The sequence below is a fragment of the Ketobacter alkanivorans genome (genome assembly GCF_002863865.1).
Lineage (GTDB): Bacteria > Pseudomonadota > Gammaproteobacteria > Pseudomonadales > Ketobacteraceae > Ketobacter > Ketobacter alkanivorans.
The window spans coordinates 4,682,205-4,707,328 of sequence record NZ_CP022684.1 but is presented as its reverse complement, the minus strand read 5'-3'; the positions used below and the strand labels follow the sequence as shown (position 1 = coordinate 4,707,328).

Below are 25,124 nucleotides of genomic sequence, written 5' to 3'. Positions count from 1 at the left end.
CCATGATCCTGATCGGACACCGTGGCGCGCGCAAAGAAGCCCCGGAAAACACCCTGGCGGGGTTCCAACACCTGCGTCAGTTGGGTATTCATCACGTTGAACTGGATGTCCGCCTCTCCAAGGATCAGCAGTTGGTGGTGCTGCACGACACCACGGTCAACCGCACCAGCGATGGCAAAGGCAATGTCCTGGATTTCACTGCGACCGAACTGCAGCAGATGAACGCCACCCTGCCCTTTCCCCACTGGCCCCAACACAGCGGCATTCCTCTACTGGCAGACGTGCTGTCCGAATGGCCCGAGCTGAAAAGCATTCAACTGGAAGTCAAAACCGCCGACAACACCATCCTCAATACCATTGCCCACGGACTGGCTGAACTGGTGCGCCGTTTCAAGCTTCAAAACAAGGCGATTGTCACCTCCTCGGATCAAAACCTGCTGGCCATCATGCATCGGGTTGCACCAGCAGTGCGCCGGGGATTTGTTGCAGAACGCTTTACCCGTGATCCGTTGGAAGTCAGCTTGAACCATCATTGCAGCCATCTGGTCATCAACCATCATCGCTGCACTCCCGGCATGATTGACACTGCACACATGCTTGGATTGGAGGTATCCACCTGGACCGTAAACGACATCAACGCCGCCCGCCGTTTGCAAAACTGGGGCGTGGACAGCATCATTACCGATGTCCCCAGCCTGATGTTGAAACACCTTCATGTGGAAGCACAATAAACACCTCGCTCTATTTCCGCTCCTCTGCCTGCTGAGTACACTGAGTGGGTGCGACCTGCCGTACTACTGGCAAGCCGCCCACGGTCAATGGGATCTGATCCAGCGCAAACAACCAATTGACCAACTACTGAGCTCAACACACACCCCAGATGCAACCAAAGAGCAACTGCAGTACCTGTTGCAAGCTCGCCAGTTTGCATTGCAGCAACTCGCCCTGGAACACAATGACAGCTATCTGGAATACGTAGATCTGCAGCGGGAATACGTATCCTGGAACGTTTTTGCCACCCCCGAACTGTCCATGCAAAACCACACGTGGTGTTATCCCATTGCGGGCTGCGTCAGTTATCGCGGTTATTTTGACGAACAAGATGCCCAACGCTACGCCGAAAAAATGGAGCAGCAAGGCTTCGACACCTATATCGGCGGCGTGGGAGCGTACAGTACCTTGGGCTGGTTCGATGACCCGGTACTGAGTACATTTCTGCAGCGCGGCAAACTGGCACTGGCGGCCCTGCTGTTTCACGAGCTTGCCCATCAAGTGCTTTATGTACAAGATGACACCGTATTCAACGAAAGCTTCGCCACCAGCGTCGAAACCATACTGCTGTCCCAGTGGATCAAACAACAGGGGCTACAGGCTGCATGGCCAGCCTATGAGCAGGCCCACCAGCGCCATCAGGCCTTTACCCACCTGATCTTGCAGCATAAAGCACGCCGTGACGCACTCTATCAATCTGAAATCAGTGATCAGCAGAAACGCATCGAAAAGCAGAAGTTGATTGAAGCCATGCGGCAAGACTACACCGCGTTCAAGCAGGAGTGGAACGATTTCAAAGGCTACGACGACTGGTTTAGTGCAGGGCTAAATAATGCACAACTCTCCACCGTGGCGACCTATCACCAGCTCACCCCAGGGTTTCTCGCACTTTACGGCGAATCAGATCAAAATATAGCCACATTTATTGCGGAAAGCCGTGCCCTTGCGGAGCGATCGAAACAACAGCGCCATGATCGCCTAAACCATCTTGCCAGCGCGAACATCGTCTATACTGACAATTAAGTTTTTGATTTCAAGGCGGATAAAACCTTGCCCATGTCCCAGCCGCTAAAAAAGACAACGGACCCGTTCACACAGCTGGATAAACTGGTTCCGGTGCTGTCTGATCTATACACAGCGATTAAGTCCAAGCATGAAAAAGCCGCCAGTATGATGGACACGCTAATACACACCATCACCAGCATCACCGATGTCAATCCTGATGCTGCCCTGGCAGCCATACACCTGTCCAAACAGACTTCACCACTCAAGCAGCCCATCTATTGCGCGGTGATAGCCCACCTGTTTTCAGCACAACAACAGTTGGACGAAAATCGCCGCAGGGCCCTGATACAGGCTGTGTTGTTCTGCAACATCACCTTCTATGAATTTCAGGTTTTATTAAACAGGATGGACGGGAAGCTGACTGAATCGCAACGGGCCAAGCTGGAAAAACATCCATTGCAAAGTGCGCAGATTATGGAAGCAGCGGGCTTTATGGATCCGCACATGATCAAGGCCATTCGCCAGCACCATGAACGACCCGATGGCAGTGGCTACCCGAACCGGCTCCCCAGCAAGGACATTTCAGATCTGGCGCTCGTGGTTTCCATGTGTGAGGTGTATACCGCCCGCATCGACAATCGTGCCCATCGCAAACCCGTACTGGCACGGGAGGCGTTAGCCCATTTTCAAAACGATGAGGATCCCCGTATCAAGGGTCTGCTGCTGAACTTCGCTAAATCCATTGGCATCTACCCACCGGGCACCTGGGTCAAACTGGCCAGCGGCGAAACGGCCATTGTGGTGCAACGGCAAAAAAACAGCCCGATACCCATTGTGCGCGCACTGTTTGACGCCAACAGCATCCCCTATATGGGGCCGGTAGTGCGGGATGCAAAAAACCCTGACTTCAAAGTAATTGGCGCGACCTATCCCCCGGCGCGACCGTCCGTGGATCTATCTGCCCTTTTTGACTGAAGCTTGATCTTCATCGCACGGGTTTTGACGTTCCTTAGGGATCAAAAGTCGACGAAGAGGTTGGCGCATTAGCCAGTAACCCGCGATGGCAGCACAATCCGCCGCCAAATCCCACATCGAGAAATCACGATGGGGCAAACGGCTCTGCACCAGCTCGATGGCTAAGCCATAAGCCACCAACGGCACCACCTTGTACACCAGGAAACGATGACGAGGAAAGCCTCTGTCGATGCAGTAGGAGAGCACGAAAAACGCAAAAATATGATTCACTTTATCAGTGAACAGCTCAGGTACCGCATACCGCGACCCAGTAAACGCCAACCAGCTTATCGCGACCAAATTCACCAGTAACGCGATGCGAAACAGCCAGGTAATTTGAATTGAACGCAACGGCACATTCAGCATTCAGAAACTGCTCACTCTATAGAGGCCATTCAGCGCAGCCACGCGATACGCTTCCGCCATGGTGGGATAATTAAAGGTTGTGTTCACAAAATACTCTATGGTGTTTGCCTCCCCAGGCTGATTCATAATCGCCTGGCCGATATGAATAATCTCCGATGCCTGATCACCGAAACAGTGGATGCCCAGGATCTGCATCGTTTCCCGGTGGAACAGAATCTTCAGCAAGCCCACGGTTTCCCCTGTTATCTGTGCTCGAGCCACCGTCTTGAACGCTGCCTGTCCTACTTCATAGGGCACCTTCTGTTGGGTCAACTCCTGTTCGGTTGCACCCAGTGAACTGATTTCAGGAATAGTGTAAATACCGGTGGGTACATCCTGCACCAAATAGAAATCATCCAGCTCGGCAAGCCCCGCACCGGTCGAACGCCCCTGATCGTACGCAGCACTGGCCAGACTCGGCCAGCCAATCACATCGCCTGCAGCATAAATATGGGCAACGTCGGTCTGGTATCGGTCGTTCACTTCTAATTGGCCACGATAGTTGGGGGATAACCCCACCGCATCCAGGTTCAGTTGATCAGTATTGCCCGTTCTGCCGTTACACCACAGAAACGCATCACCCCGCACCGCTTTGCCAGACTGCAATTTCACAATCACATCGTTCTCTCGGCACAGCACTTCTTCGTATTCCTCGCCGTTGCGAATCAGCACGCCAATATCCCGCAAATGATAACTGAGGCCATCAGAAATCTCATGATCCAGGAAATCCAGCAAGCGATCACGGGTGTTAATCAACTCAACCCGCACACCCAAACCGCAGAAAATAGAAGCATACTCGCAACCAATCACACCGGCACCGTATATAACGATTTTACGGGGTGTATGTTGAAGTTTGAGAATGGTGTCACTGTCGTAGACCCGGGGATGACGGAAGTCCACATCATCCGGGTGGTAAGGGCGAGATCCCGTGGCAACAACAAACTTGTTGGCAATCAGGGTTTCAATGGAACCATCCGCCTTCACCACTTCCAAGGTATGCTCATCCGTAAAGCGACCCTGGCCGCTGTAAACCTTCACTCGATTACGGGCGTAAAACGTCGTACGCAGCTTAACCTGCTTACCGATCACACTCTCTGCCCGTTTCAACACTTTTGGAAAAGAAAAGGTGCGGGGTTCTCCGATATCCCGGAACAAGGCATCGGTATTGAAGGTGATGATCTGTTTCACCGCATGACGCAGCGCTTTAGACGGTATCGTACCCAAATGGGCGCAGTTGCCTCCCACCATGGGCTTTTCATCCACCATGGCCACATCCATCCCGGCCTTACTGGCCCGCATAGCGGCCCCTTCGCCGGCAGGCCCGGCACCGATTACCACAACGTCATAATGTGTAGGCATAGCTGGTTAACCGTCTGAAATACCATTCAATTTTTAGTATAGGTAAAGAAAAGCCCCGGAGGAATGTATTAACACTCCAGCGAGGCTTTGTTTTGTACAAATTGAGTAGAAGTCTAGCGCTTGGTGGCGTCGTAGGCTAAATCAGTGGCGTTTTTCTGCTCTTTATTGGACTCTTCACACTTATCGAGATTGCCACCACAAATCTCGCAATCACCATCCAGCCCGATATTGCTGAGGCCGCCACAGGAGCCTTTAATGGGCTTATTGGAGAAAATCACACCCACGGCCATACCCGCAACGACTATGGCAAAAAACAGAAAGGCAATCAGAAAAGTGGTCATAACGTACTCCTACAACAGGGTCGGAACAGTTTACACCTTGCGGTGCGATCGAAACAAATTAGTGGATTTATCGGGCTTCCTGAAGATACCGTTCAAACGCGGTGCTATGAATCGACTCAAAGCCCTGCTCCGATTTCAGCAACATATACACAGCAATATGGTTGGCTTCGGCTACTTCCATGCCTTGCTCAGGTCCAAGCACCATCATGGCGGTAGCCCAGGCATCGGCGTCTGCACACAACGGCATAATCACCGACGCTGATGCCACCTTATGATCAACTGGCCTACCATTACGCGGATCAATCGTGTGTGAGTAGCGACGCCCCTGATATTCATAGTAATTACGATAATCACCGGAAGTGGCCATCGCGGCATTATCCAGTTTGATCACTTTGTGGATCTGACGCAGATTGCTTATGGGTTCCTCCACCGCCACCTGCCAGGACAGATCATGGGCTTTGCTGTTACCTGCCCTGATTTCACCACCAACCTCAACCAGGTAGCGCCGAATGCCCATATTCTCCAACGCTTGAGCCACTCGATCTACTGCGTAACCTTTGGCTATGGCAGACAGATCCAGGTATAAATCCTTCTGCTTCACAATCTGCAGGTCATCAATATGCAGGGACAAGCGATCAGCGCCAACCCGCCCCCAGGCTGCCTTCATCTCCTTTTTCCCCGGGATCTTCTCAGGTCGACCATCGGGGCCAAAACCCCATAGATTAACCAGCGGGCCGATGGTGATATCAAAAGCACCCTGGCTTAAACGCCATATTTCCAACGATTTGGTCAGCACTTCGAAGGTATCGGAAGACACCGTAAAGAGTTCGCCCGGAGCAGTCTGATTAAAGCGGGACAGTTCAGACTCGGGCTGGTAGGTGGACATTTTTCCGTTGACGTTATTCAGCTGCTCCTCAATAACCTGAGCTACAGCTTCCGGCGTGGTGGTTTTGGGCAAATCCACCACTTTCACGGTGTACCATGTGCCCATGGTAGGCCCGCTGAACTCCAGCACATCCGGCCCACCAGAACGGGAACAGCCCGTTATCAACAGGCTGAACCAAACCAGACTGATCATAACGGGCTGTAGTTTTTTCATATTGAGGAACTCGATCAACCGCCGAAGTCATCAAGATGGATGTTATCGCGCTCAACACCCAGATCTTCCAACATCTTCAACACTGCGGCATTCATCATCGGTGGCCCACACATGTAATATTCGCAATCTTCAGGCGCTTCATGATCCTTCAGATACTGCTCATACAACACATTATGGATAAAACCGGTCAGACCATCCCAATTATCTTCTGGCTGGGGGTCAGACAGGGCGATATGCCAATCAAAATTATCATTATCGGCTGCCAATGAGTCGTAATCTTCCTTGTAGAACAGCTCACGCAAACTTCGGGCACCGTACCAGAAGGAGATCTTGCGCTTGCTCTTCAGACGCTTCAACTGATCGAAAATGTGTGAGCGCATGGGTGCCATACCTGCACCACCGCCAATGAACACCATCTCATTATCAGTATCGGTTGCAAAGAACTCACCGAAAGGTCCGTACACAGTAACCTTATCACCGGGCTTCAGGCTGAATACCCACGAGGACATTTGCCCAGGTGGAATACCATGAGAGCCAGGAGGCGGTGTCGCTATACGGATGTTGAATTTCAGTACGCCGTACTCTTCCGGGTAATTAGCCATGGAATACGCGCGGATAACCGTCTCATCTACTTTTGATTCCAGATTGAAAAACCCGAACCGCTCCCAGTCACCCCGGAACTCGTCTTCGATCACGAAATCCTTGTACTGAACATGATGAGGTGGTGATTCCAACTGTACATAGCCACCGGCGCGGAAATTAACGACCTCGCCTTCAGGCAGATCCAGCGCCAATTCCTTTATGAAAGTAGCCACGTTGTGATTGGAACGAACCGTGGTTTCCCACTTCTTCACGCCGAAGAACGCTTCGTCCAGCTCGATTTTCATATCCTGCTTAACAGCAACCTGACAGGATAAACGCCACCCTTCTTTCACTTCACGGGGGGTAAAATGGCTTTCTTCAGTAGGCAGAATGTCGCCGCCGCCGTCTTTTACGATCACTTTACACTGAGCGCAAGTACCGCCACCGCCACAGGCTGACGACACAAAGATACCTTTATCCGCCAGGGTGTTCAGCAACTTGCCTCCGGCAGGAACGTCGATGCCCTTATCAGGATCTTCGTTAATATCCAGGTGCACGTCACCGGTGCTTACCAGGCGTGAACGGGCCAACAGAATCAGCACTACCAGGGCCAACAAGATGGTCGTGAACATGCCCACGCCAATAAAAATTGTTGATTGATCCATAACTCTACTCTCCCCGTCCGATTACAACTGAATGCCAGAGAAAGACATAAAGCCCAGTGACATCAAGCCAACGCAGATGAAGGTAATACCTAAACCACGCAAACCAGCTGGCACATCGCTGTATTTCATCTTTTCACGGATACCGGCCAGTACCACGATCGCCAATGCCCAACCGGCACCAGAGCCCACGCCATACACTACGCTTTCACCAAAGGTATAATCACGCTCCGCCATAAACAGCGAGCCACCCAAAATGGCGCAGTTCACCGTAATCAGCGGCAGGAAGACACCCAGCGCGTTATACAAAGCAGGGACATACTTATCCAGGAACATTTCCATGATCTGCACCAGTGCTGCAATAACACCGATGAAGCTCAACAAGCTCAGGAAAGTCAGATCCACGCTTTCGACACCTGCCCATGCAAGCGCGTCTTCTTTCAACAAGCCGTTCAAGATCAGGTTGTTTACCGGCACAGTAACGGTTTGCACAACCACAACCGCGATACCCAATCCCAAAGCCGTCTGAACCTTTTTGGATACTGCGATAAACGTACACATACCCAAGAAGAAGGCCAGCGCCATGTTTTCTACAAAGATCGCCTTAACCAGCAGGCTCAAATAATGTTCAAACATTGTTAAACCCTCCGATTAATGCGCTGTCAACGCTTTGGATTGAGGTGCCAGTGCAAACTCGGGCTTCTCAACCTGTTCTGGCTTGGCAGAGCGCAAAGCCCAGATCAACAAACCGATCAGGAAGAACGCGCTGGGTGGCAACAAGAGCAGGCCATTTGGCACGTACCATCCACCATCGTTTACCGTGCTGAGAATCTCGATACCGAATAATTTACCGGCACCAAACAACTCGCGCACAACACCAAGGCTCAGTAACACAGCGCTATACCCCAAGCCATTACCAATACCATCCAGGAAGCTTGGGATAGGCGGATTCTTCATGGCGTAGGCTTCTGCACGCCCCATCACGATACAGTTAGTGATGATCAGACCAACGAATACTGAAAGCTGCTTGCTCACTGAGTAGGCATAGGCTTTCAGGAACTGGTCAACAACGATTACCAGGGACGCAATGATCGCCATCTGCACAATGATTCGAATGCTGGATGGAATATGCTTGCGAATACAACTGATAAAGAAGTTCGAGAACGCCGTAACCGTGGTCAGTGCGATACACATGGTCACCGTGGTGTTCAGGTTACTGGTTACTGCCAGAGCAGAACAAATACCCAGTATCTGCAAGGCAATAGGGTTGTTATCTAGTACGGGTCCCAACAGGACTTTTTTGGTTTCAGATGACATGTCTTACACCCCCTGCTCTTTCACTTTAGCCAGGTAAGGGCCGAAGCCATTCTCACCCAACCAGAACTGAATCAAGTTAGTCACACCATTACTGGTGAGGGTCGCGCCGGCCAAACCATCAATCTGATGTGACGCTTTAGGACTGGAAGCATCAACGGACCCTTTGATCAGGCGAATATCCACCTCACCCTGTGCGTTGAACACTTGCTTGCCAGGCCACATGGACTTCCACTTGGGATTATCCACTTCACCGCCCAGCCCTGGTGTTTCACCGTGCTCGTAGAAACCTAAGCCTACAACTGTATTGGCATCCGTTTTAAGCGCCAGGAAGCCATACAAAGTAGACCAGAGGCCGTAGCCATGAACCGGCAGGATGATGGTTTCGATGTTGCCTGCCTCATCCTTGGCCAGATAGACCGTAGCGAACTTGGCTTGACGTTTAATGCTGGCAATATCGATTGCGCCATCCAGAATTTCGTTCTTGCCCTTGGTTTTGGCGGCTTTGCGCTGATCATAAGCAACCGGGTTCTTCAGAGCGGCCTTCTGCCATTCCTCAGTTGCGGTTTCTTCGGTCAGATACTCACCGGTATCCAGGTTCACCAATTTGACTTCCAGACGCTGTTCGAAGACTTCCTGTACAGATTTACCTTCTTCCAGCATGCCTGCTGCGGCAAGAATATTCTTATTCTTGTCCAACAGTTTATTTTTTACTTGTTCCCCTTTCAGGGCCACTGCAGCGGTCGATACTATGATGGAGCATACGATACACAGCAGTGACGCAACCAACAGGGTTTTCCCGGTTGAATCGTTACTGGACATTGCGTGCTAACCTCCGCTTGATGTTGGCTTGAATCACAAAGTGGTCAATGGTGGGGGCGAACAGGTTGCCGAACAGGATGGCCAGCATCATGCCCTCTGGGAACGCAGGGTTCACCACACGAATCAACATCACCATGACGCCGATCAGGATACCGAAGACCAACTTGCCTTTATCCGTCATGGAAGCGGAAACAGGGTCGGTCGCCATAAAAAACGTACCCAAAGCCCAACCACCCAGCACATAGTGCCAGTAGAAAGGAATCTCAAACATTGGATTAGTGTCGCTGCCAACCGCATTGAACAGCATACCCATTGCCGCAGTACCGATGAACACACCGGCCACGATGCGCCAGGACGCTATACCGGTCAAGACCAGCAAACCACCACCCAGCAACAGTGCCAGTGCCGATGTTTCGCCAATAGAGCCTTGCATGTTACCGAGGAAAGCATCAAACCATGTCAGTGAACCCTGTAGGGCTTCCATACCGCCGTTGGCTGCCATGCTCAATGCAGTTGCTCCAGAGAAGCCATCTACTGCGGTCCAGACAGAATCGCCAGACATATAAGCAGGATAGGCAAAGAACAGGAATGCACGGCCAGTCAGTGCGGGGTTAAGGAAGTTCTTACCGGTGCCACCGAAAACTTCTTTACCCAGAACCACACCAAACGAAATACCGAGCGCCACCTGCCACAAAGGTATGCTGGGCGGGCAAGTCAGAGCGAACAGCACCGACGTTACGAAGAAGCCCTCGTTTACCTCATGGCCACGCTTTACCGCAAAAATAATTTCCCACAAGATCCCCACAGCAAAGGTTGTGATGTAGATAGGCAGAAAAAATGCTGCACCATACACAATACAATCCCAAACACTTGCAGGGTTATAACCGATCAGGATATCGGTGAAGAAGAAACGCCAGTTGCCTTGGGCAGTGATACCGTTTTCGGCCATGAACCCCAGCGCCTGGGCACCGACGTTATACATACCGAAGATCATGGCCGGGAAGGTACAAAGCCATACGGTGATCATAATGCGCTTCAGATCCAGACCGTCTCGCACATGCGCACTGGCATGAGTAACCGAGGGCGGACTGAAGAAGAAAGTGTCGAACATTTCGAACACAGCATAGTACTTTTCGTACTTGCCGCCTTTTTCGAAATGCGGTTCCAGTTTTTCGAAGAAACTACGCAGCACTGGCTTATCCCTCCTTCTCAATACGTTCTAGGTTGTCACGCAGAATGGGGCCGTATTCGTATTTGCCGGGGCAAACGTAGGAACACAGCGCCACATCGTCTTCGTCCAACTCAAGGCAACCCAGATCCTGGGAGGTTTGAGTGTCACCCACAATAAGGGAGCGCAACAATTGGGTCGGCAGAATATCCAGCGGCATGACCTTCTCATAAGCACCCACCGGCACCATGGCACGTGGACTGCCGTTAGTGGTGGTGGTGAAAGAAAACAGTTTGCCGGGGGTCAGTGCGGATATGAAAGTATTCGTCACAGAATGTTTGTCTTTACCTGCCCACAGGTATTCAAGCACTCCGCGATCACGGCCTTCTTTCAACACACTGATCTGATTGTGATATCGACCCAGATAGGCGTATGGGCCAAAGGCATGTGCACCGGACAACACAGAACCGGATATGACTCGGTTTTCACCGGCCTCCAGTTGGCCTGCCAGCAACTCATCTGTACTGGCACCCAGTACCGTACGAATCAGTCGGGGGCTGGTAACCTGTGGGCCAGCGATAGCAATAACGCGCTCATTGCTCAACTTGCCTGTGGTAAACAATTTACCGATAGCGATCACATCCTGGTAATTGATGTGCCACACGGTTTTGGTGGCTGATACCGGATCCAGGAAATGGATGTGTGTACCGGGCAAACCTGCAGGATGGGGGCCACCAAATTCAACTTCTTTGGCAATGCCGTTACCGCCGATGCTGGCACCGGACGCCTTACACAACCACACCTGCTTGGCCAGGTTGGAGAGGACATCCAAGCCTTGCTGGAACGCCACAGAATCTTCTTTCACCACAACAGCCGGATCGGCTGCCAGTGGATTGGTGTCCATGGCGGTTACGAAAATGGAACTCGGCTCGGAGCCGGGAGCAGGTATCTTACTGAAAGGCCGGGTGCGAAAAGCAGTCCAAAGCCCTGACTTAATCAGGCTTTCCTGTACTTTATCACGATTGAGACTGCTCAGTTCTGTTGGAGCATAGGCGTCAAAAGTTTCCTCTTCGCCATCAGCCACATCAATAACGACCGACTGCAATACGCGTTTCTGTCCGCGGTGAATGGCGGCGACGGTACCGGAAGCGGGCGCAGTGAAAACAACCCCCTCTACCTTCTTATCAGCGAAAAGCGCTTGGCCTTTCTTGACCTGATCGCCAACTTTGACATACATCGTGGGTTTCAAACCCACATAGTCACTACCCAGAACGGCAACAGTACGAATGCTTGGGCCATCTTCAATGGTCTGCTTCGGTGCGCCGCTTATGGGGAGATTCAGACCTCGTTTGATCTTGATCATAGCCCCTAACCGTTTCTGTTAAAGTTACGCTTCAGTGAATCAACCGGCCTTGTGGGTCGGCAATTCCGTTCAAGTGTAGATGCTTAAACTTAAGGCAGAGGTTCAGAGACAGCTCACATCCGAGCTCTGTTAGACAACAAGTGTAGTACGCTTACAGGCAACCGAATGTACAAATGCCACACAGCCGTTAGCTGAGTGGTAAATTTGCTCATTGCGCTTGATCAGTAATAGTCAGGTGAGCGACCTTGCCGCCAGCCCAATCCAGTTTGATATCGTACTTTTGTTGGCCAAATCTCCGTAATCTTCAAGAAGGTGCATTCACGAAATTCTGGACGAATCCAGGCCCTCAACCCTAAATTTGCGGGCGGATTATAATTTGTATCAGAGGGATTGGCTAGTTGAGAACCACATTAATTGCAATTTGGTATAGATTTGATGGCGATATCGGCCTTAATAAAAAACAGGGGTGGTCAATCCACCCCTGCCTTTTCAATCAAAGCCTTATGGTTTTGATGGGGCTTACTTAGGGAAGCTTGGGTAGTTCACCCCAGCCATTTTCTGCAACATGCGAACCACTTGACAGCTGTAACCGAACTCGTTGTCATACCAAACATAGAGTACGCAACGGCTACCATTCACTATCGTGGATTCTGCATCAACGATACTGGCGTAACGTGAGCCCACAAAATCAGTGGAAACCACTTCGGGCGAGTTCACATAATCGATCTGCTTACGCAATGGGCCATCCAGAGACGCCTGACGCAGCTGGCTGTTGATTTCTTCAACCGTTACTTCCTTATTCAGGGTCAGGTTGAGAATCGCCATGGATACGTTAGGGGTCGGTACACGGATGGCGTTACCAGTCAGCTTACCACCCAGCTCAGGCAGTGCTTTGGCAACGGCTTTCGCTGCTCCGGTTTCGGTGATAACCATATTCAGCGCCGCACTACGACCACGACGATCACCTTTATGGTAGTTGTCGATCAGGTTTTGATCGTTAGTGTAGGAGTGAACGGTCTCAACGTGGCCGTTTTCAATGCCATAGAGATCGTTTACCACTTTCAGCACAGGCACAATGGCGTTAGTGGTACAGCTGGCTGCGGACAAAATGCGATCATCGCTGGTGATCAAATCATCGTTCACACCCATAACGATGTTTTTAACGTCACCTTTGCCTGGAGCGGTCAATACCGCATAACTTACACCAGGACACTTAAGATGCTTGCCCAGACCCGCTTCATCGCGCCACTTACCGGTGTTATCCACCACGATGGCGTCGTTGATGCCATATTGGGTGTAGTCTACCTTTTCCGGATCATCCGAATAGATCACCTGAATGTAGTTGCCGTTGGCAACGATGGCTTGATTCTCTTCATCGACAGAAATAGTGCCACGGAAAGAACCGTGAACCGAATCACGACGCAGCAAGCTGGCACGTTTTACCAGATCATTTTCTGCTCCACCCTGGCGTACCACAATAGCGCGCAGACGCAACGCAGCACCACCACCGGCTTTTTCGATCAAGATGCGGGCCAGCAGACGTCCAATACGACCGAAACCGTACAGTACGATGTCTTTGGGCGGCGCGATAGAAGAGGCGCTTGGATCCAGCGCATCAGCCACTTCCGAGCGCACGAAGTCGGCCACATCCTGACCTTTTCCTTCGTTGCGATATTTTACAGCCAGCTTACCGATATCGATGCGGGCTGGCCCCAGGTTCAAACTCATCAGAGCTTCCAGAACCGGGTAGGTTTCAGACACATCCAGCGCTTCAACATGCAGCTGACGAACAAAACGGTGGGCTTTGATGATATCGATCACTGAGCGGTTAATGATGGCTCGGCCATACACCGAAGTGACCACGTTGTGCTCGCGATACAGTTTACCGATCATGGGGATCATGGACTCGGCCAGAGCCTCACGGTTTATCCAGGATTGTAAATGTTGAGTAGACTTGTCTGCCACGGGTTAATACCTTTTATATACGATTGCTGCTAGCTATGCGTTGCTTTAGTCCGGCTGTAAGCCCTGGATTGCACCAGAATCGCCCACAATATGCTGCCTGCCGGCTCGTTGGGGCGCCTATTATCATTTTAATGGCGGCAATTATCAATCTGACTTGTTACATAGCCTTGATCCCGCTTGGATAATTCACACTTTCGCCCGGAATTTCAGCAACTTAAACAAAGCAGTCAAGGCTTCGGAGGGTGACTTGGGAGCGCCCCTGGCGTATGCTTTACTGATCGCAGGTGGCAATATTGCTGAGGCCAAAGCTGTTTAGGGACATAGACTACTGCAGATGAAAACACGCGACCGCATTTTGGTAACCAGCCTGGAACTGTTCAATTTGTGTGGGGAACCCAACGTCACCACCATTGATATCGCCAATGAAATGGAAATCAGCCCCGGCAATCTCTATTACCACTTCAGAAACAAAGACGAGATCATTGCAGAGCTGTTTCAGGCTTTCGAAACAAGCATCCATGAGGTGTTGCAGTCCCCCGCCGAGGCAGGGCTGGACATGATGGATTACTGGATGTACGTGCATATGATCTTCGAAAAGATATGGGAGTTTCGCTTTCTGTATCGGGATCCGGTCGCCATTCTGGAACGCAATGACAAACTACAGAAGAAGTTCAATCGTATATTAGACAAGAAGCGTGCTGCCGCTCTCGGCGTTATCAATATGATGAGAGAGGATTCACTGATTCAGATGAGTGATGACGAGGCCGATCGATTGGTGACCAATATGACCATTACCGCAACCTACTGGCTGAACTACCAACACATACGCCATATGGGTTCCGCCATGGATCCAGACGATCTGGGTGGCGGCGTTCATCAGGTGATGAGCCATATCGCCCCCTATCTACCTCCAGAGGGCAAGGAAATGCTGGAGGCAGTGGCAGGGACCTATCTGGATGGGTTATCGGCGTCGGAATAGCTTTGGTCAACACAGGCAACCACGCCGGTTACCCGCTGCTGTATATGCTCATTGAAGCCATCCAGATACTGAGTGACCGCATTGGCAACCCGATGACAGGCCTCCGGACAGGAACCCGCAGAATCAAGGTCTGGCACCTCGTAACGAATGACATCCCCAACCGTTAACAGATCCGCCTCACCCGCACGCTGACCGTTCTGACCCGATCCACTGAAGCTGATCCCACCCAGCGGATAGGTCACTCCTGCAAACACGCGAATCAGTGCATCCAGCTCAATCATCATATAGCGCTGGTAACGATTGCTCATTTCCACCAACTGGGGGTTCACTTTGATATCTGCACCGATTTCCACCAGGATCTGACCCAACACCTGGGTATAGGAGCGCAGGCGCTGAACACTTTCAAAGCTGCGATACATAAAACTGAGTGCATCCACCAGGCGTACAAAATGAGAATGCATCTCATGGCGGGTCATTTGCAGCTGCTCCTGCACATCGGCAGAATCCAGCGCCAAACTGAGGGCAATGGCTGCTTTGCGGGAAAAACTGGATTCGTAACCCACCAGAGCTGATTTAAATTCACTCTGATCTTTAATCAGAGTAAGCCACTGCACCTCAAGATCACGCAACACTTTACCATCGGCGTTTCTGCACTCTTCGAGCGCCTTACGGGTATGCAGCAGGTTCTTGCGGAATTCAAACTCACGCACTGCATCCGCCAGATGCCCTACCTCGGCTTCGTGATCACGCAGTTTATCGGTCAGAACACGATAATCCACCAACCTGGATTCTACAGAACTTGACTGGTATTTCTCGAATTCATCAATGCGTACGATCCGGGCGCTGCGCTCCAGCCCCATGAACACCCGATGGCGCTTGGCTTTTTCACGCTCGGCTTTTTGGATCGACTGTACTTTTTGAGTGGCATACACGTCAGGGTGCCGAATGCCGATAAATCGGTAGTGACTAAGGGTGACTGCCTTGCTGACCTTGGCAGGTTCCCTCAACAGCGAAATGGCGGCTCCCAACAGGAAACAGGCGCCCTCCTCCTGCGTGTGCTCGACATTTACGATGCGGCCCAGGTCGACGATGCGGCTACGGGTCAACGGCGTGACTAACTCTTCCATCTCCTGAATCAAACGGGGGCGCAGAGACAACTGCAAAGTATCCGCGTGATCCACCACCAAGGCAGGGAAGTTGTCAGACAGCTTTTTGGTGCGCCAGCTGCCCACCAGCTCCTGGTTGGCATTCACTTGCCCATAATGCAGAGATCGCAAGCGGAACTGGGTGGAACGGAACTCGGTAGAGCCCGCAATACGCGCACTCAACAGGTCTCCTGCCATATCCACTTTTCGGCTGACATCAAACGTCATGGAACTGACAATACGGTAGACCAGATAGAAAGTACCCTGAACCAATACATCCCAGGGCTTAAGCACGCGCTGGATCATGGATTGAGTTTTGACGCCAAAATCCGAACGACTGGGTGCGTTCATGCGGCCCAGGCCGGTCTGGGTAAATAACCAACGATCAATGGAACTCAACAACGGATAACCGCGCAAACGCGCTTCGCGGGAATAACCGGCATAGGCATGCGCAATAACGCCGGACAACTGGCGTGCGCTCAGTCCATACAGCAGGGGCAAACCGATAACCACTTCAGGCCCTTCTCCTACCGACGCATCCCGCAACGAAGCCGGTCGCAGGATCAGCCCTACTTCCGCGTCTAACTTGACGCTCTTGGGCTTTGGCGCATTCAGCATGTCGGCGATGTGATCGATAAAGGCGTGTATCTCGGGTTGCGCATCGGCGCTCAGCTCGTAATAGCTCTTGGCCTCTCGGCGAACCTCAATCAAACGACGATAGAACGCAAAAATAAAACCCAGCAGGAACACGTCACCGGCAACAAGGATAGCCATAACCAGACTGACCGAACTTTGATCAGAACTCAGCTCTTGCCAGGTAAGATTGAGCCAGCTTGCCGTTACCACCAGCAGAGCCAACATAAACACAAGCGGAATCACCACAGAAAACAGCGCGGCACAGGCCATTTTGAGGCGATCCCCGAGCGGTTTGGGTGCCAGAGAGTCAACCCTGAAACCGTTTTTTATATCATCCTGGCTATAGCCTTCCGTCAGCACAGGCCCCTTCCCTCGCGCGAACTGCCCAGTAGAAACCCAGCTGAAAGTCACATTCAGATGTTGTGAGGCATCCTGCAGCATTCGTAAAATCTCCGACGATCAAACGGGTCTGGTCTGAAAACATACATAAAGTGAATTGGATTAAGGTATGAAATTTAATCGTTATGCTCTGCAATATAGCAAAGCAATGCTCATTACTACGTGGACATCCGTTGGCGATTGTGTGAAGAATTGTTGACCTTTGTAACGGCCCGAATTTTAAGGCTTTTTTGATAACTGATAAGTACAATAAATGTGCACTGCGTCATAGTTTTCAGACTCATCCAGGTCAGGAAATGTACGGACTCGGTATTCACCCACTTTTGTTAATTTTGGGAAGCGTTCTGAAAGATCCCGCAAGCGCGATTCAGCCACGATCACATCGCCACCGGACCGCATGTGTTCAATGACACCAACGAAGCCTTGCTCCTGGTAACAAATGTCCGCCGCCAGCAGTAGAGACCTCTCTCCGGGACAAAATTCTGATGCCAGCTGGACACACACATTGTTGATCTGGCTGTTCTTTGCGCATGCAGCAAGCGCATCACTATCGATGTCGACACAGCTCACCTGAGCAGCACCGGCTCTGCCAGCAGAGATACCGGCCACCCCGGACCCGGCACCAAAATCCACCACATTGCGGCCCCGAACTGCCTGCGGGTTATCCAGTATCCAGCGCGCCAAAGCCTGTCCTGCGCCCCAACAAAAAGCCCAGTAGGGCGGCGCATTCATCAAGCGAGCTGCATCAGCCTGCCCCAAGCTTTCCTTAGGAAAATCATCCCGCATCAGGTGGAGCGTTATTTCTGGGGCAATGGGCAGCTGGCGCGGCTCGACGTGAACCCCGGATAGGACAAAGGGTAAGTCGCCCGCAACATCCGCCGCAGCCACCCTCAAAAGCTCCACTGCTGCTTTTCAACGGCCTCTAAAAAGGCGTCCCCCAGGCGCTCAGACTCAGCCACCGTTTTCTGCCATAGCGCCAGGCGCCGTGCATTATCCATGGAAAAGAAATCCTTGCGATCAGGGATCTTGCCACCGGGCAGTTTGCCAACAAACTCGGAAGACGGTGACACCATCACCAGACTATCCCAGTGTTGCGCCGACAAATGTCGACCCTTTAACCCCTTATCAAACCAACCGGGAACGCAGTGATCATAGAAGTGCGGATAGAACACCAGCCCATCGCCGGGGCTAACGGATTGGTCGAAATGGTAATCGGTGATCCCGCCATCACGATACACCCCTGCAGGGGCTCCAGGTATATTGCTGACCCCCGCCAGCACCAGAGGCACCGCACCGGAGGCGCGCAATGCCAGCTCCATATTTGCGGTACTTAGGGCGATGTGGCGGGTCGGCAGTGGATCGCTGAACTGCAACATCTGCTCACGCGAGTCACCAAACACCGCCCGCTCGCACAACATTCCCAGACGCGCACGCCCCATCAGATTGGCGAGGAATGTCGCAGACAACCCCGCCGCCAGCGCCAGCTTGTGATCCGACCTCAACGTGCCACCACTGCGGATCGTTACGATATGGTTTCGATACACAGGATGGGACAGTATTTCTTCTGCCCCGGTTTCCCCCAGCAAATGCCCAAGCACTTCATCCAGCACCCGAGACACGTCCTGCACTGTTACCTTGTCAGGATAGCTCTGCGCCAGATAAGCCTCCAGAAATCGATCCAGCGCTACCAAAGGCTGCTTCTGCGCCATACAGGCAAAGCGCCAAGTACCAATACTGGATGCCAAAGTCACCAGCGGCTTCTGGCGGGAGGGCATAAAAGCGCCGAACAGCGCCCGATCCAACCCTGCTAGCACCAACCATTTGGGGCCGCCGGATGCTCCAATCATCAGACCGATGTCATCAGCGCTGAAGCCGTTTTGCTGAATATGGTGTTTTGCTTTAGGCCCCAGGGACCAGCGAAGTGGGGAGGACTTGATATGAATAGCGGCGGTCATAATGTCACTTTGAGCGGAATCAGTGGAAATTATGCCGCCATTTTCGGAAATCACAAAACGAAGGGGGCTATCAACGGCCAGTTTGCGCTCGGCAGATGGCCTCTACACTAACAAGCTGACGGGCGAGCGACTGCTTTGAGCCGCCCGCAACGCCGCCTTACAGCGCTGTCTTCTTATCGGACAAATGATGGCAGCGAACGCTGGCGTCATACAATTCCTGAAGCACGTCAGAGCGACTGATTATACCAACCAGCTTGCCCTGCTCGACGACTGGATACACCTTGGGCTTGTTGGTTGTGAGCTGTTCTGCTAATTCGGAAATGGAGGTATCCACATCAACCGTTAGCACGTCTTTGATCATCACATCACCGGCGTTGGCGGTCAGATCACAATAGAACGCCGTATTGAGCATCTCCTTAATACAATCCTGCTCTGAGATAAATCCGATTACATTGCGGTTGTCATCCAACACCGGGGCACCGGTGATTTTATTTTCCAACAACACTGCAACTACGTCACCCACATCATCCTTGACATCAAAACTGACCACTTTACGACTCATGCAATCACGAACCACTGCCGACTTATCAACCATAAACCCTCCTCGTCCCTGGACGAAATCTGTCATAGTTATTTATCTTTATGGGGCAGTACGCATACCCATGCCATCAACAATGTCACAGGTTTTGTTTCAGCTCAACTGTTTAACGCCAGTACCCGCGGATAGATTGCAACTCATTGCAGTATTTTCAAGCAGTTACACATCACCCCGCAGCCTGTTTCGGTGCTGGCTTATAAATCGCAAATTTCTGCCGCCAAATGCTTGAAACCCATAATTCATCCAGCTTACTCTAGAGCACAATTTTTTATTGCTTTTAATTGATTACAGGGGAAAAGCATGACCACCAAAGCCGCAACCAAAGGTTCTGAACGGCCATTCGACATTGTGGTATTCGGAGCCACCGGGTTTACCGGCAAGCTCACTGCAGAATATCTGGTACAGTGCGCCCACTCCAAAAAGATCAAGCTGGCCATTGCCGGTCGTAACAGCGGCAAACTGGAAGCCTGCAAACAGGACCTGATGGCGCTTAACAGCAAAGCTGATATTGGCACCATTGAGGCCAACTCCGACGATTACACCAGCTTGGTGAAGATGGCCGCCCAAGCGAAAGTTGTGATCACCACCGTTGGCCCTTATCTGAAATATGGGGAGCCACTGGTACGAGCCTGCGTAGAAGCCGGTACCCACTATGTTGATCTCACTGGCGAGCCTGAATTCGTAGAAGGCCTGGAACACGACTACCACGACCAGGCCGCAGCCAAGCACATCAAGATCATCAACTGCTGCGGCTTTGACAGCATACCCCACGACCTCGGGGCGCTGTACACGGTACACGAGCTTAACAAACTAATCGGAAAAGAGCGCAGCGGCAAAGCTCCCATGAAAGTGGAAGGCTTTATCGAAGCCAAGGGGACTTTTTCCGGCGGCACCTGGCACTCGGCGATTACCCAGTTCTCTCGCCTCAAGGAATATCAGAAAAAACGCCGCGAGTGGCACAAGAACAAAAAAACCCGCCCTACTGATCGCCGCCGTACCCGCGTCATGGGGCCCAAAGTGTTCTGGCTGAGTGCCCATAAAGCCTGGGCTTGCCCCTTCCCCACCATTGACCCACAGGTGGTAAAACGCACTGCTGCTGCCCGCAAGGAATTTGGCCCTGATTTTATCTATGGCCATTATGTTCTGGTTAAAAAGCTGCCCAAACTGATTGGCGGCGTGGTGGGCGCTGGTGGCCTGGTTGCGCTTTCTCAGTTCAAATACAGCCGCGAAAAACTGTTGCAGGTGAAAGATCCCGGCCAGGGGCCCAGCGAGAGCACACGTAAAAAATCCTGGTTCAAAGTGCACTTTGTCGGCGAAGCAGATGGCCTGCATGTCTGGACTGAGGTGGCCGGTGGCGATCCAGGCTACGGCGAGACCGCAAAAATGCTGGCAGAATCTGCCCTGTGCCTGGCGCTGGATAAAAACTTGCCGGAAGAATACGGCGTTACGACACCGGGTGCCGGTATGGGTCTAGCGCTCATTGAACGGTTGAATGCCGCCGGTATCACCTTCCGCACACTGTAATGGAGTTTCAAAACAAATGAGCAGCCAATTTATTCAAATGAATGTGGAATTCAACGCCCCGGTAGAAACGGTTTTCGCTACCCTGTCCGACCACGAGGCGATGGGCCAAGTGCTGAATGCAAAAGTGAAGCGAATAAAAGACGGCCAAGGCAGCGTGAACGGTATCGGCTCCGTGCGCCGTATCACCCCTGTCCCCATGGCCGATTTTGAAGAAACAGTAACCGCGTTCGAACCCAACAAACTGGTGGAATACACCATCACCAAAGGCAGCCCGCTGAAAAACCATCTTGGGCGCATGGTGTTCAGCGAGAGCAACGGTAAGACCCAGCTGCATTACACCATTCAATTCGAACCCAAGCTGCCTATTCCGTTAAGTGGCCTGATCGTTAAAACGGCTCTGGAGAAGGTGATTCTCGGTGGCCTGCATAAGCTGGCTCGTACATATAAGTGAATTCCAGCGCCAGGAAGCGCCATATTCTTGAATGACGTCGCAAAGCACTGAAATATCGGCCAACTTTCGTTGGCCTTTGAGCCAGTTGTGCTTTAATTAAAGGGAATTTTACGTATGGAGCAGCGCATGAAATCACTCGCCACCGCCACCCTGGTTGGATTGGGGCTCAGTTTAAGTAACCTCAGTTATGCCGATACGTTGTTCGGTCTTTACGTTGGAGGGGGCAGTATTGATTATGACCTGTCCGGCGATTTTACCGATTTGGAAGACGGTGGCACCGCCGTCGATTTCGAAGATGACTTGGGCCTGGAAGGCGACGCAGGCAATTACCTGTATATAGCCATCGAACACGGCATCCCGATTCTACCCAACATTCGCGTGGCCCGCTCCGAGATAGAAGAAAGCGCACGCAGTGTATTGACCAAAAATATCACTTTCGACGGCATCACCTTCCCCACCGGAACTCCGGTCTACAGCCATTTCGATGTCAGCCATTACGATTTTACCTTTTACTACGAGCTGCTCGATAACTGGGTGAATCTGGATCTGGGGTTAACGGCGCGCAAATTTGATGGCGAATTAAGCGCATCCAGCCCTCTGGTATCCGGCACTGCATCGGAAACGTTGGACTTCACCGCACCGCTATTGTACGGCAAAGCCCAGTTCGACCTGCCCTTAACCGGCCTCTACGTTGGCGTTGAAGGTAACTGGATCGGTGTCGGCGGTGCTCAGCTGTATGACTTGTGGGGCAAGGTTGGCTACACCTTCGCATTTGGGTTAGGCCTGGAAGCCGGTATGCGGAAAATGGCTCTGGAACTGGATGACGTGGAAGACCTGGACGCAGATGTGACGTTGGACGGCACCTATCTTGCTGCTACCTTCCATTTTTAAACGTAAGACCCACCAGCGATAAAAACAAAAAAACCGCAGCCATTACAGCTGCGGTTTTTTTGTGGCAACAGGTTCTGGCTTAATCGAACTTCATGCCTAAACGCAGGCCCACTTCCTCATAGGATTCAACCACATCCCCCAACCCCTGGCGGAAACGGTCTTTGTCCAGCTTTTTACGGGTTTCTTTATCCCACAAACGGCAACCATCCGGTGTAAATTCATCGCCCAACACCACACGGCCTTCGTACAACCCGAATTCCAACTTGTAATCCACCAACAACATGCCGCCGTCCAGGAACAGTTGCTTCAGAACTTCGTTCACCTGAAACGTCAGTTCTTTCATCTTCTCAACGTGTTCCTTTTCAGCCCAACCAAAGCTCTTGATGTGATATTCGTTCACCATGGGATCGCCAAGGTCATCGTTCTTCAAAAAGAACTCGAAAGTCGGCGGATTCAAATCCAAACCTTCTTCCACGCCCAGTCGACGACAGATGCTGCCTGCAGAAATATTGCGCACTACACATTCGAGCGGCATCATTTTCAGGTTTTTAACCAGCGCTTCCTGATCATTCAGCAACTGATTGAAATGGGTTTCGATACCCGCATCTTCCAGTTTTTGCATAATGAAGGCATTGAACTTGTTGTTCACCATGCCTTTACGATCCAGTTGCTCAATCTTCTTGCCGTCAAAGGCCGAAGTATCATTACGAAACAACAGGATCAAAGATTTGGGGTCATCAGTCGTGTAAACCGATTTTGCTTTGCCCTTGTAGAGCTCTTCGCGCTTTTCCATAGTGAAACCACCTACTTTCTATAAAGGTTAATCTAATTCGTGACTGTTTCAGCCTGCACTGATATCCAATCCAGGCCTGCATTCTGTGTTGCTACCCGGATGATCTCTTCGCAGCACGCTCCGCTTTCTATTAACGCTGCCACTGCCAGATCCGGGTGATTGTTTTTCTGACTGATGTGGGTCACCACCAGATGCTGCATACCCGACCGCTCCAGTTGGGATAGCATGTCTGCAGATTGCTGATTATTCAAGTGCCCCAGCGGACCAGCAACCCGGCGCTTCAACGACGCAGGATACGGGCCATCGGCCAACATCTTCAAATCGTGATTGCATTCCAGCATCAGTGCATCGCAGTTCTGATAGCACTCAATCATATGGGGCGTCACGCTACCAGCATCACTGAGCACCCCCAGCCGAGTACCCTGTCGTTCAAACACAAACTGACAAGGCTCCCGTGCATCATGGGGAACAGCAACCGGCTGAATCGACAGACCCGCTAGCTGAAAATGCTCGTGGGGCGTAATCATCCGAAACAACTGATCATCCAACACGCCGTTTAGCTTGGCGGCCCAGGTGCCCCAGGTTGTGTACACCGGAACCCGGCAACGGTTCGCCAGCCGAGCAACACCCTTTATATGATCAGTATGCTCATGAGTAACCAGAATACCTGCCAGATCCTCAGCCACCAATCCGTAACCGGCCATTCTGGAGAGGGCTTCCCGGGCAGAGAATCCACAATCCACCAGAATCGCCCCTTGTCCGTCAGCCTGGATCAGGGTGCCATTACCCTCACTGCCACTGCCGATGGAGGCAAATCGCACTACTCCAGACGCTCCCTGAGCCTATTCAGTATCCGAGCGGACTGTTGCTCTGGCGCCAAAGTATCGTCATCCACCTGCACCGCCACCTGAATACCGCTTTCCGAGCTGATCAGACGCAACTGCAATTCTTTTTCCACTTCCTCGTCATCTTCCACCACCGTCGCTTTTTCGGACAGATAGTAAATGCCAAGGGTACGATCCAGATCCGTCACGCCGACTTTGGCTTTGGCCAAGGCTTGTCCTACAGACAACCAGGCATGATTAAAATCCAAGTTAATTACAAGAATCGGGTAACCATTACCATCTCGGGTCATGGTGTACTTAGGCAACACTTTCAGATCCTGAGACAATACCGATGCCCCCGCCTTGCGCCCGCCCTGCTCCAGAAACAGCATTAATTCGTCATAGACGATGGTTACCAGCTCAACGTTGTCGGGCACCTGTGGCCACTCAATCGTTTCTGGTAATGGTGTTTTCAGACGCAGATGATTGACCCTCACTACGCTGGTTTCCTCGGCTTTACCTGGCTCCATGCGGATTTGAAAGCGATCTCGCTGCTCCCCGCCGCCAAAACTGAAAAAGCGACCGACGGACTTCCAAAACCCTTCTTCACTGGGCAGTCGTCGCGGTGCCAGCCAGCCGGTTTCAATCAAACCTGCGTTGCGATCCGACCGATCAATGGAAACATTACTGGCTGCGAACTCAGTCAATTGAGACCACAAGTCATCCTGTGGGCGCTCTACCACCAGCCACATTTTGTCGCCATCCTGCCTCAGCTCCAGCCCGGCCGCTTCATTAACATTCAGCAGGGATTGGGGTCGCGGCACAGAATCACTTTCTTCAGGCTCAAAAAAATCCGCCTGGCCAATGCGGGGAATGGGATAACGCTGTTTGATGGGTTTGCTGTCCATCGTGCCCGGAACCATCAGAGGCGCTACGCTTTCTGCTTGCTTATAATCCAAAGCACGCTCGCGGAACTGGCCCTTGTCACCGAACAGATAGGAACAACCTGAAAGCGCAAGCAGCGCTGTGATCATCAGCGCAGGTCGCAGAATTTGCATT

The 25,124-nt window shown here is 51.8% G+C and carries 25 protein-coding genes; 7 read left to right on the top strand and 18 right to left on the bottom strand.

Translation table 11 applies throughout. The annotated features are described in order from the left end of the window. Positions 1 to 2 precede the first annotated feature (2 nt). The 3 genes from Kalk_RS20180 to Kalk_RS20170 are packed head-to-tail and all read left to right on the top strand — an operon-like array spanning position 3 to position 2,751. A complete protein-coding gene (locus Kalk_RS20180; protein ID WP_101895972.1) occupies positions 3 to 731 on the top strand; it encodes a glycerophosphodiester phosphodiesterase in 729 nt (242 codons plus the stop codon). Beyond that, positions 715 to 1,794: an aminopeptidase gene (locus tag Kalk_RS20175; RefSeq protein ID WP_101895971.1), complete on the top strand. Its 1,080-nt coding sequence runs from the start codon at positions 715 to 717 to the stop codon at positions 1,792 to 1,794. The genes Kalk_RS20180 and Kalk_RS20175 overlap by 17 nt, the downstream gene beginning before the upstream one ends. Before the next feature lie 33 nt (positions 1,795 to 1,827). Next, positions 1,828 to 2,751: an HD-GYP domain-containing protein gene (locus Kalk_RS20170; RefSeq protein WP_101895970.1), complete on the top strand. Its 924-nt coding sequence runs from the start codon at positions 1,828 to 1,830 to the stop codon at positions 2,749 to 2,751. Here Kalk_RS20170 and Kalk_RS20165 read toward each other — a convergent pair. The 11 genes from Kalk_RS20165 to Kalk_RS20115 all read right to left on the bottom strand — a co-directional run bounded on the left by Kalk_RS20165 (position 2,731) and on the right by Kalk_RS20115 (position 13,870). Then, positions 2,731 to 3,156 carry a VanZ family protein gene (locus Kalk_RS20165; RefSeq protein WP_101895969.1) on the bottom strand — a complete coding sequence of 142 codons (426 nt, stop codon included), beginning with the start codon at positions 3,154 to 3,156 and terminating at the stop codon, positions 2,731 to 2,733. The genes Kalk_RS20170 and Kalk_RS20165 overlap by 21 nt on opposite strands. After that, positions 3,157 to 4,554 carry a Si-specific NAD(P)(+) transhydrogenase gene (gene sthA / locus Kalk_RS20160; protein ID WP_101895968.1) on the bottom strand — a complete coding sequence of 466 codons (1,398 nt, stop codon included), beginning with the start codon at positions 4,552 to 4,554 and terminating at the stop codon, positions 3,157 to 3,159. Positions 4,555 to 4,667: 113 nt separating this feature from the next. Continuing rightward, positions 4,668 to 4,895, bottom strand: coding sequence for a (Na+)-NQR maturation NqrM (gene nqrM / locus Kalk_RS20155; protein WP_101895967.1), 228 nt, complete (start codon positions 4,893 to 4,895; stop codon positions 4,668 to 4,670). Positions 4,896 to 4,962: 67 nt separating this feature from the next. Beyond that, positions 4,963 to 5,994 carry an FAD:protein FMN transferase gene (locus tag Kalk_RS20150; protein ID WP_101895966.1) on the bottom strand — a complete coding sequence of 344 codons (1,032 nt, stop codon included), beginning with the start codon at positions 5,992 to 5,994 and terminating at the stop codon, positions 4,963 to 4,965. 14 nt (positions 5,995 to 6,008) lie between these two features. Continuing rightward, a complete protein-coding gene (gene nqrF / locus Kalk_RS20145; protein WP_101895965.1) occupies positions 6,009 to 7,241 on the bottom strand; it encodes an NADH:ubiquinone reductase (Na(+)-transporting) subunit F in 1,233 nt (410 codons plus the stop codon). Positions 7,242 to 7,262: 21 nt separating this feature from the next. Further along, on the bottom strand, positions 7,263 to 7,874 hold the full coding sequence (gene nqrE / locus Kalk_RS20140; RefSeq protein WP_101895964.1) for an NADH:ubiquinone reductase (Na(+)-transporting) subunit E: 612 nt from the start codon (positions 7,872 to 7,874) through the stop codon (positions 7,263 to 7,265). 15 nt (positions 7,875 to 7,889) lie between these two features. After that, a complete protein-coding gene (locus tag Kalk_RS20135) occupies positions 7,890 to 8,555 on the bottom strand; it encodes an NADH:ubiquinone reductase (Na(+)-transporting) subunit D (protein WP_101895963.1) in 666 nt (221 codons plus the stop codon). Between the two features lie 3 nt (positions 8,556 to 8,558). Next, complete coding sequence (locus Kalk_RS20130) at positions 8,559 to 9,374, bottom strand: Na(+)-translocating NADH-quinone reductase subunit C (RefSeq protein ID WP_101895962.1); 816 nt, start codon at positions 9,372 to 9,374, stop codon at positions 8,559 to 8,561. Continuing rightward, complete coding sequence (locus tag Kalk_RS20125; RefSeq protein WP_407656786.1) at positions 9,364 to 10,587, bottom strand: NADH:ubiquinone reductase (Na(+)-transporting) subunit B; 1,224 nt, start codon at positions 10,585 to 10,587, stop codon at positions 9,364 to 9,366. Before Kalk_RS20125 ends, Kalk_RS20130 begins: the two co-directional genes overlap by 11 nt. Further along, a complete protein-coding gene (locus tag Kalk_RS20120; protein WP_101895960.1) occupies positions 10,571 to 11,905 on the bottom strand; it encodes a Na(+)-translocating NADH-quinone reductase subunit A in 1,335 nt (444 codons plus the stop codon). The genes Kalk_RS20125 and Kalk_RS20120 overlap by 17 nt, the downstream gene beginning before the upstream one ends. A 519-nt stretch (positions 11,906 to 12,424) precedes the next feature. After that, the gene (locus Kalk_RS20115; RefSeq protein ID WP_101895959.1) at positions 12,425 to 13,870 is read right to left on the bottom strand and encodes a glyceraldehyde-3-phosphate dehydrogenase; all 1,446 of its coding nucleotides are present in this window, start codon (positions 13,868 to 13,870) and stop codon (positions 12,425 to 12,427) included. Positions 13,871 to 14,204: 334 nt separating this feature from the next. Here Kalk_RS20115 and Kalk_RS20110 point away from each other — a divergent pair, with 334 nt between their 5' ends. Continuing rightward, entirely contained in the window at positions 14,205 to 14,849 is a 645-nt protein-coding gene (locus tag Kalk_RS20110) for a TetR/AcrR family transcriptional regulator (protein ID WP_101895958.1), read from the top strand. On the opposite strand, the gene Kalk_RS20105 is transcribed toward Kalk_RS20110, so the two are convergent. The 4 genes from Kalk_RS20105 to Kalk_RS20090 form a co-directional block, all read right to left on the bottom strand. Further along, the gene (locus tag Kalk_RS20105) at positions 14,819 to 17,071 is read right to left on the bottom strand and encodes a M48 family metallopeptidase (RefSeq protein WP_101895957.1); all 2,253 of its coding nucleotides are present in this window, start codon (positions 17,069 to 17,071) and stop codon (positions 14,819 to 14,821) included. The genes Kalk_RS20110 and Kalk_RS20105 overlap by 31 nt on opposite strands. 177 nt (positions 17,072 to 17,248) lie before the next feature. Then, the gene (locus tag Kalk_RS20100) at positions 17,249 to 17,917 is read right to left on the bottom strand and encodes a class I SAM-dependent methyltransferase (protein ID WP_101895956.1); all 669 of its coding nucleotides are present in this window, start codon (positions 17,915 to 17,917) and stop codon (positions 17,249 to 17,251) included. A 2-nt stretch (positions 17,918 to 17,919) separates the two neighbouring features. Next, positions 17,920 to 18,984, bottom strand: coding sequence for a patatin-like phospholipase family protein (locus Kalk_RS20095; RefSeq protein WP_199767973.1), 1,065 nt, complete (start codon positions 18,982 to 18,984; stop codon positions 17,920 to 17,922). Positions 18,985 to 19,141: 157 nt separating this feature from the next. Next, the gene (locus Kalk_RS20090) at positions 19,142 to 19,579 is read right to left on the bottom strand and encodes a CBS domain-containing protein (protein WP_101895955.1); all 438 of its coding nucleotides are present in this window, start codon (positions 19,577 to 19,579) and stop codon (positions 19,142 to 19,144) included. Positions 19,580 to 19,882: 303 nt separating this feature from the next. Between Kalk_RS20090 and Kalk_RS20085 the strand changes: the two genes are divergently transcribed. From Kalk_RS20085 to Kalk_RS20075, 3 genes are all read left to right on the top strand, one after another. Beyond that, the gene (locus Kalk_RS20085; RefSeq protein ID WP_101895954.1) at positions 19,883 to 21,106 is read left to right on the top strand and encodes a saccharopine dehydrogenase family protein; all 1,224 of its coding nucleotides are present in this window, start codon (positions 19,883 to 19,885) and stop codon (positions 21,104 to 21,106) included. A 16-nt stretch (positions 21,107 to 21,122) separates the two neighbouring features. Then, positions 21,123 to 21,557 carry an SRPBCC family protein gene (locus Kalk_RS20080; RefSeq protein ID WP_233716740.1) on the top strand — a complete coding sequence of 145 codons (435 nt, stop codon included), beginning with the start codon at positions 21,123 to 21,125 and terminating at the stop codon, positions 21,555 to 21,557. Between the two features lie 126 nt (positions 21,558 to 21,683). Then, positions 21,684 to 22,448: a TIGR04219 family outer membrane beta-barrel protein gene (locus Kalk_RS20075; protein WP_158643613.1), complete on the top strand. Its 765-nt coding sequence runs from the start codon at positions 21,684 to 21,686 to the stop codon at positions 22,446 to 22,448. Between the two features lie 79 nt (positions 22,449 to 22,527). Here the strand turns inward: Kalk_RS20075 and purC are convergent, their stop codons facing one another. From purC to bamC, 3 genes are read right to left on the bottom strand one after another with little or no spacing between them, the layout of a single operon-like run. Beyond that, positions 22,528 to 23,241, bottom strand: a complete 714-nt coding sequence (gene purC, locus Kalk_RS20070) for a phosphoribosylaminoimidazolesuccinocarboxamide synthase (protein ID WP_101895952.1) — start codon at positions 23,239 to 23,241, stop codon at positions 22,528 to 22,530. Positions 23,242 to 23,273: 32 nt separating this feature from the next. Next, positions 23,274 to 24,062 carry an MBL fold metallo-hydrolase gene (locus Kalk_RS20065; protein ID WP_101895951.1) on the bottom strand — a complete coding sequence of 263 codons (789 nt, stop codon included), beginning with the start codon at positions 24,060 to 24,062 and terminating at the stop codon, positions 23,274 to 23,276. Continuing rightward, positions 24,062 to 25,123: an outer membrane protein assembly factor BamC gene (gene bamC, locus Kalk_RS20060; protein WP_101895950.1), complete on the bottom strand. Its 1,062-nt coding sequence runs from the start codon at positions 25,121 to 25,123 to the stop codon at positions 24,062 to 24,064. Before bamC ends, Kalk_RS20065 begins: the two co-directional genes overlap by 1 nt. Position 25,124: the final 1 nt, after the last annotated feature.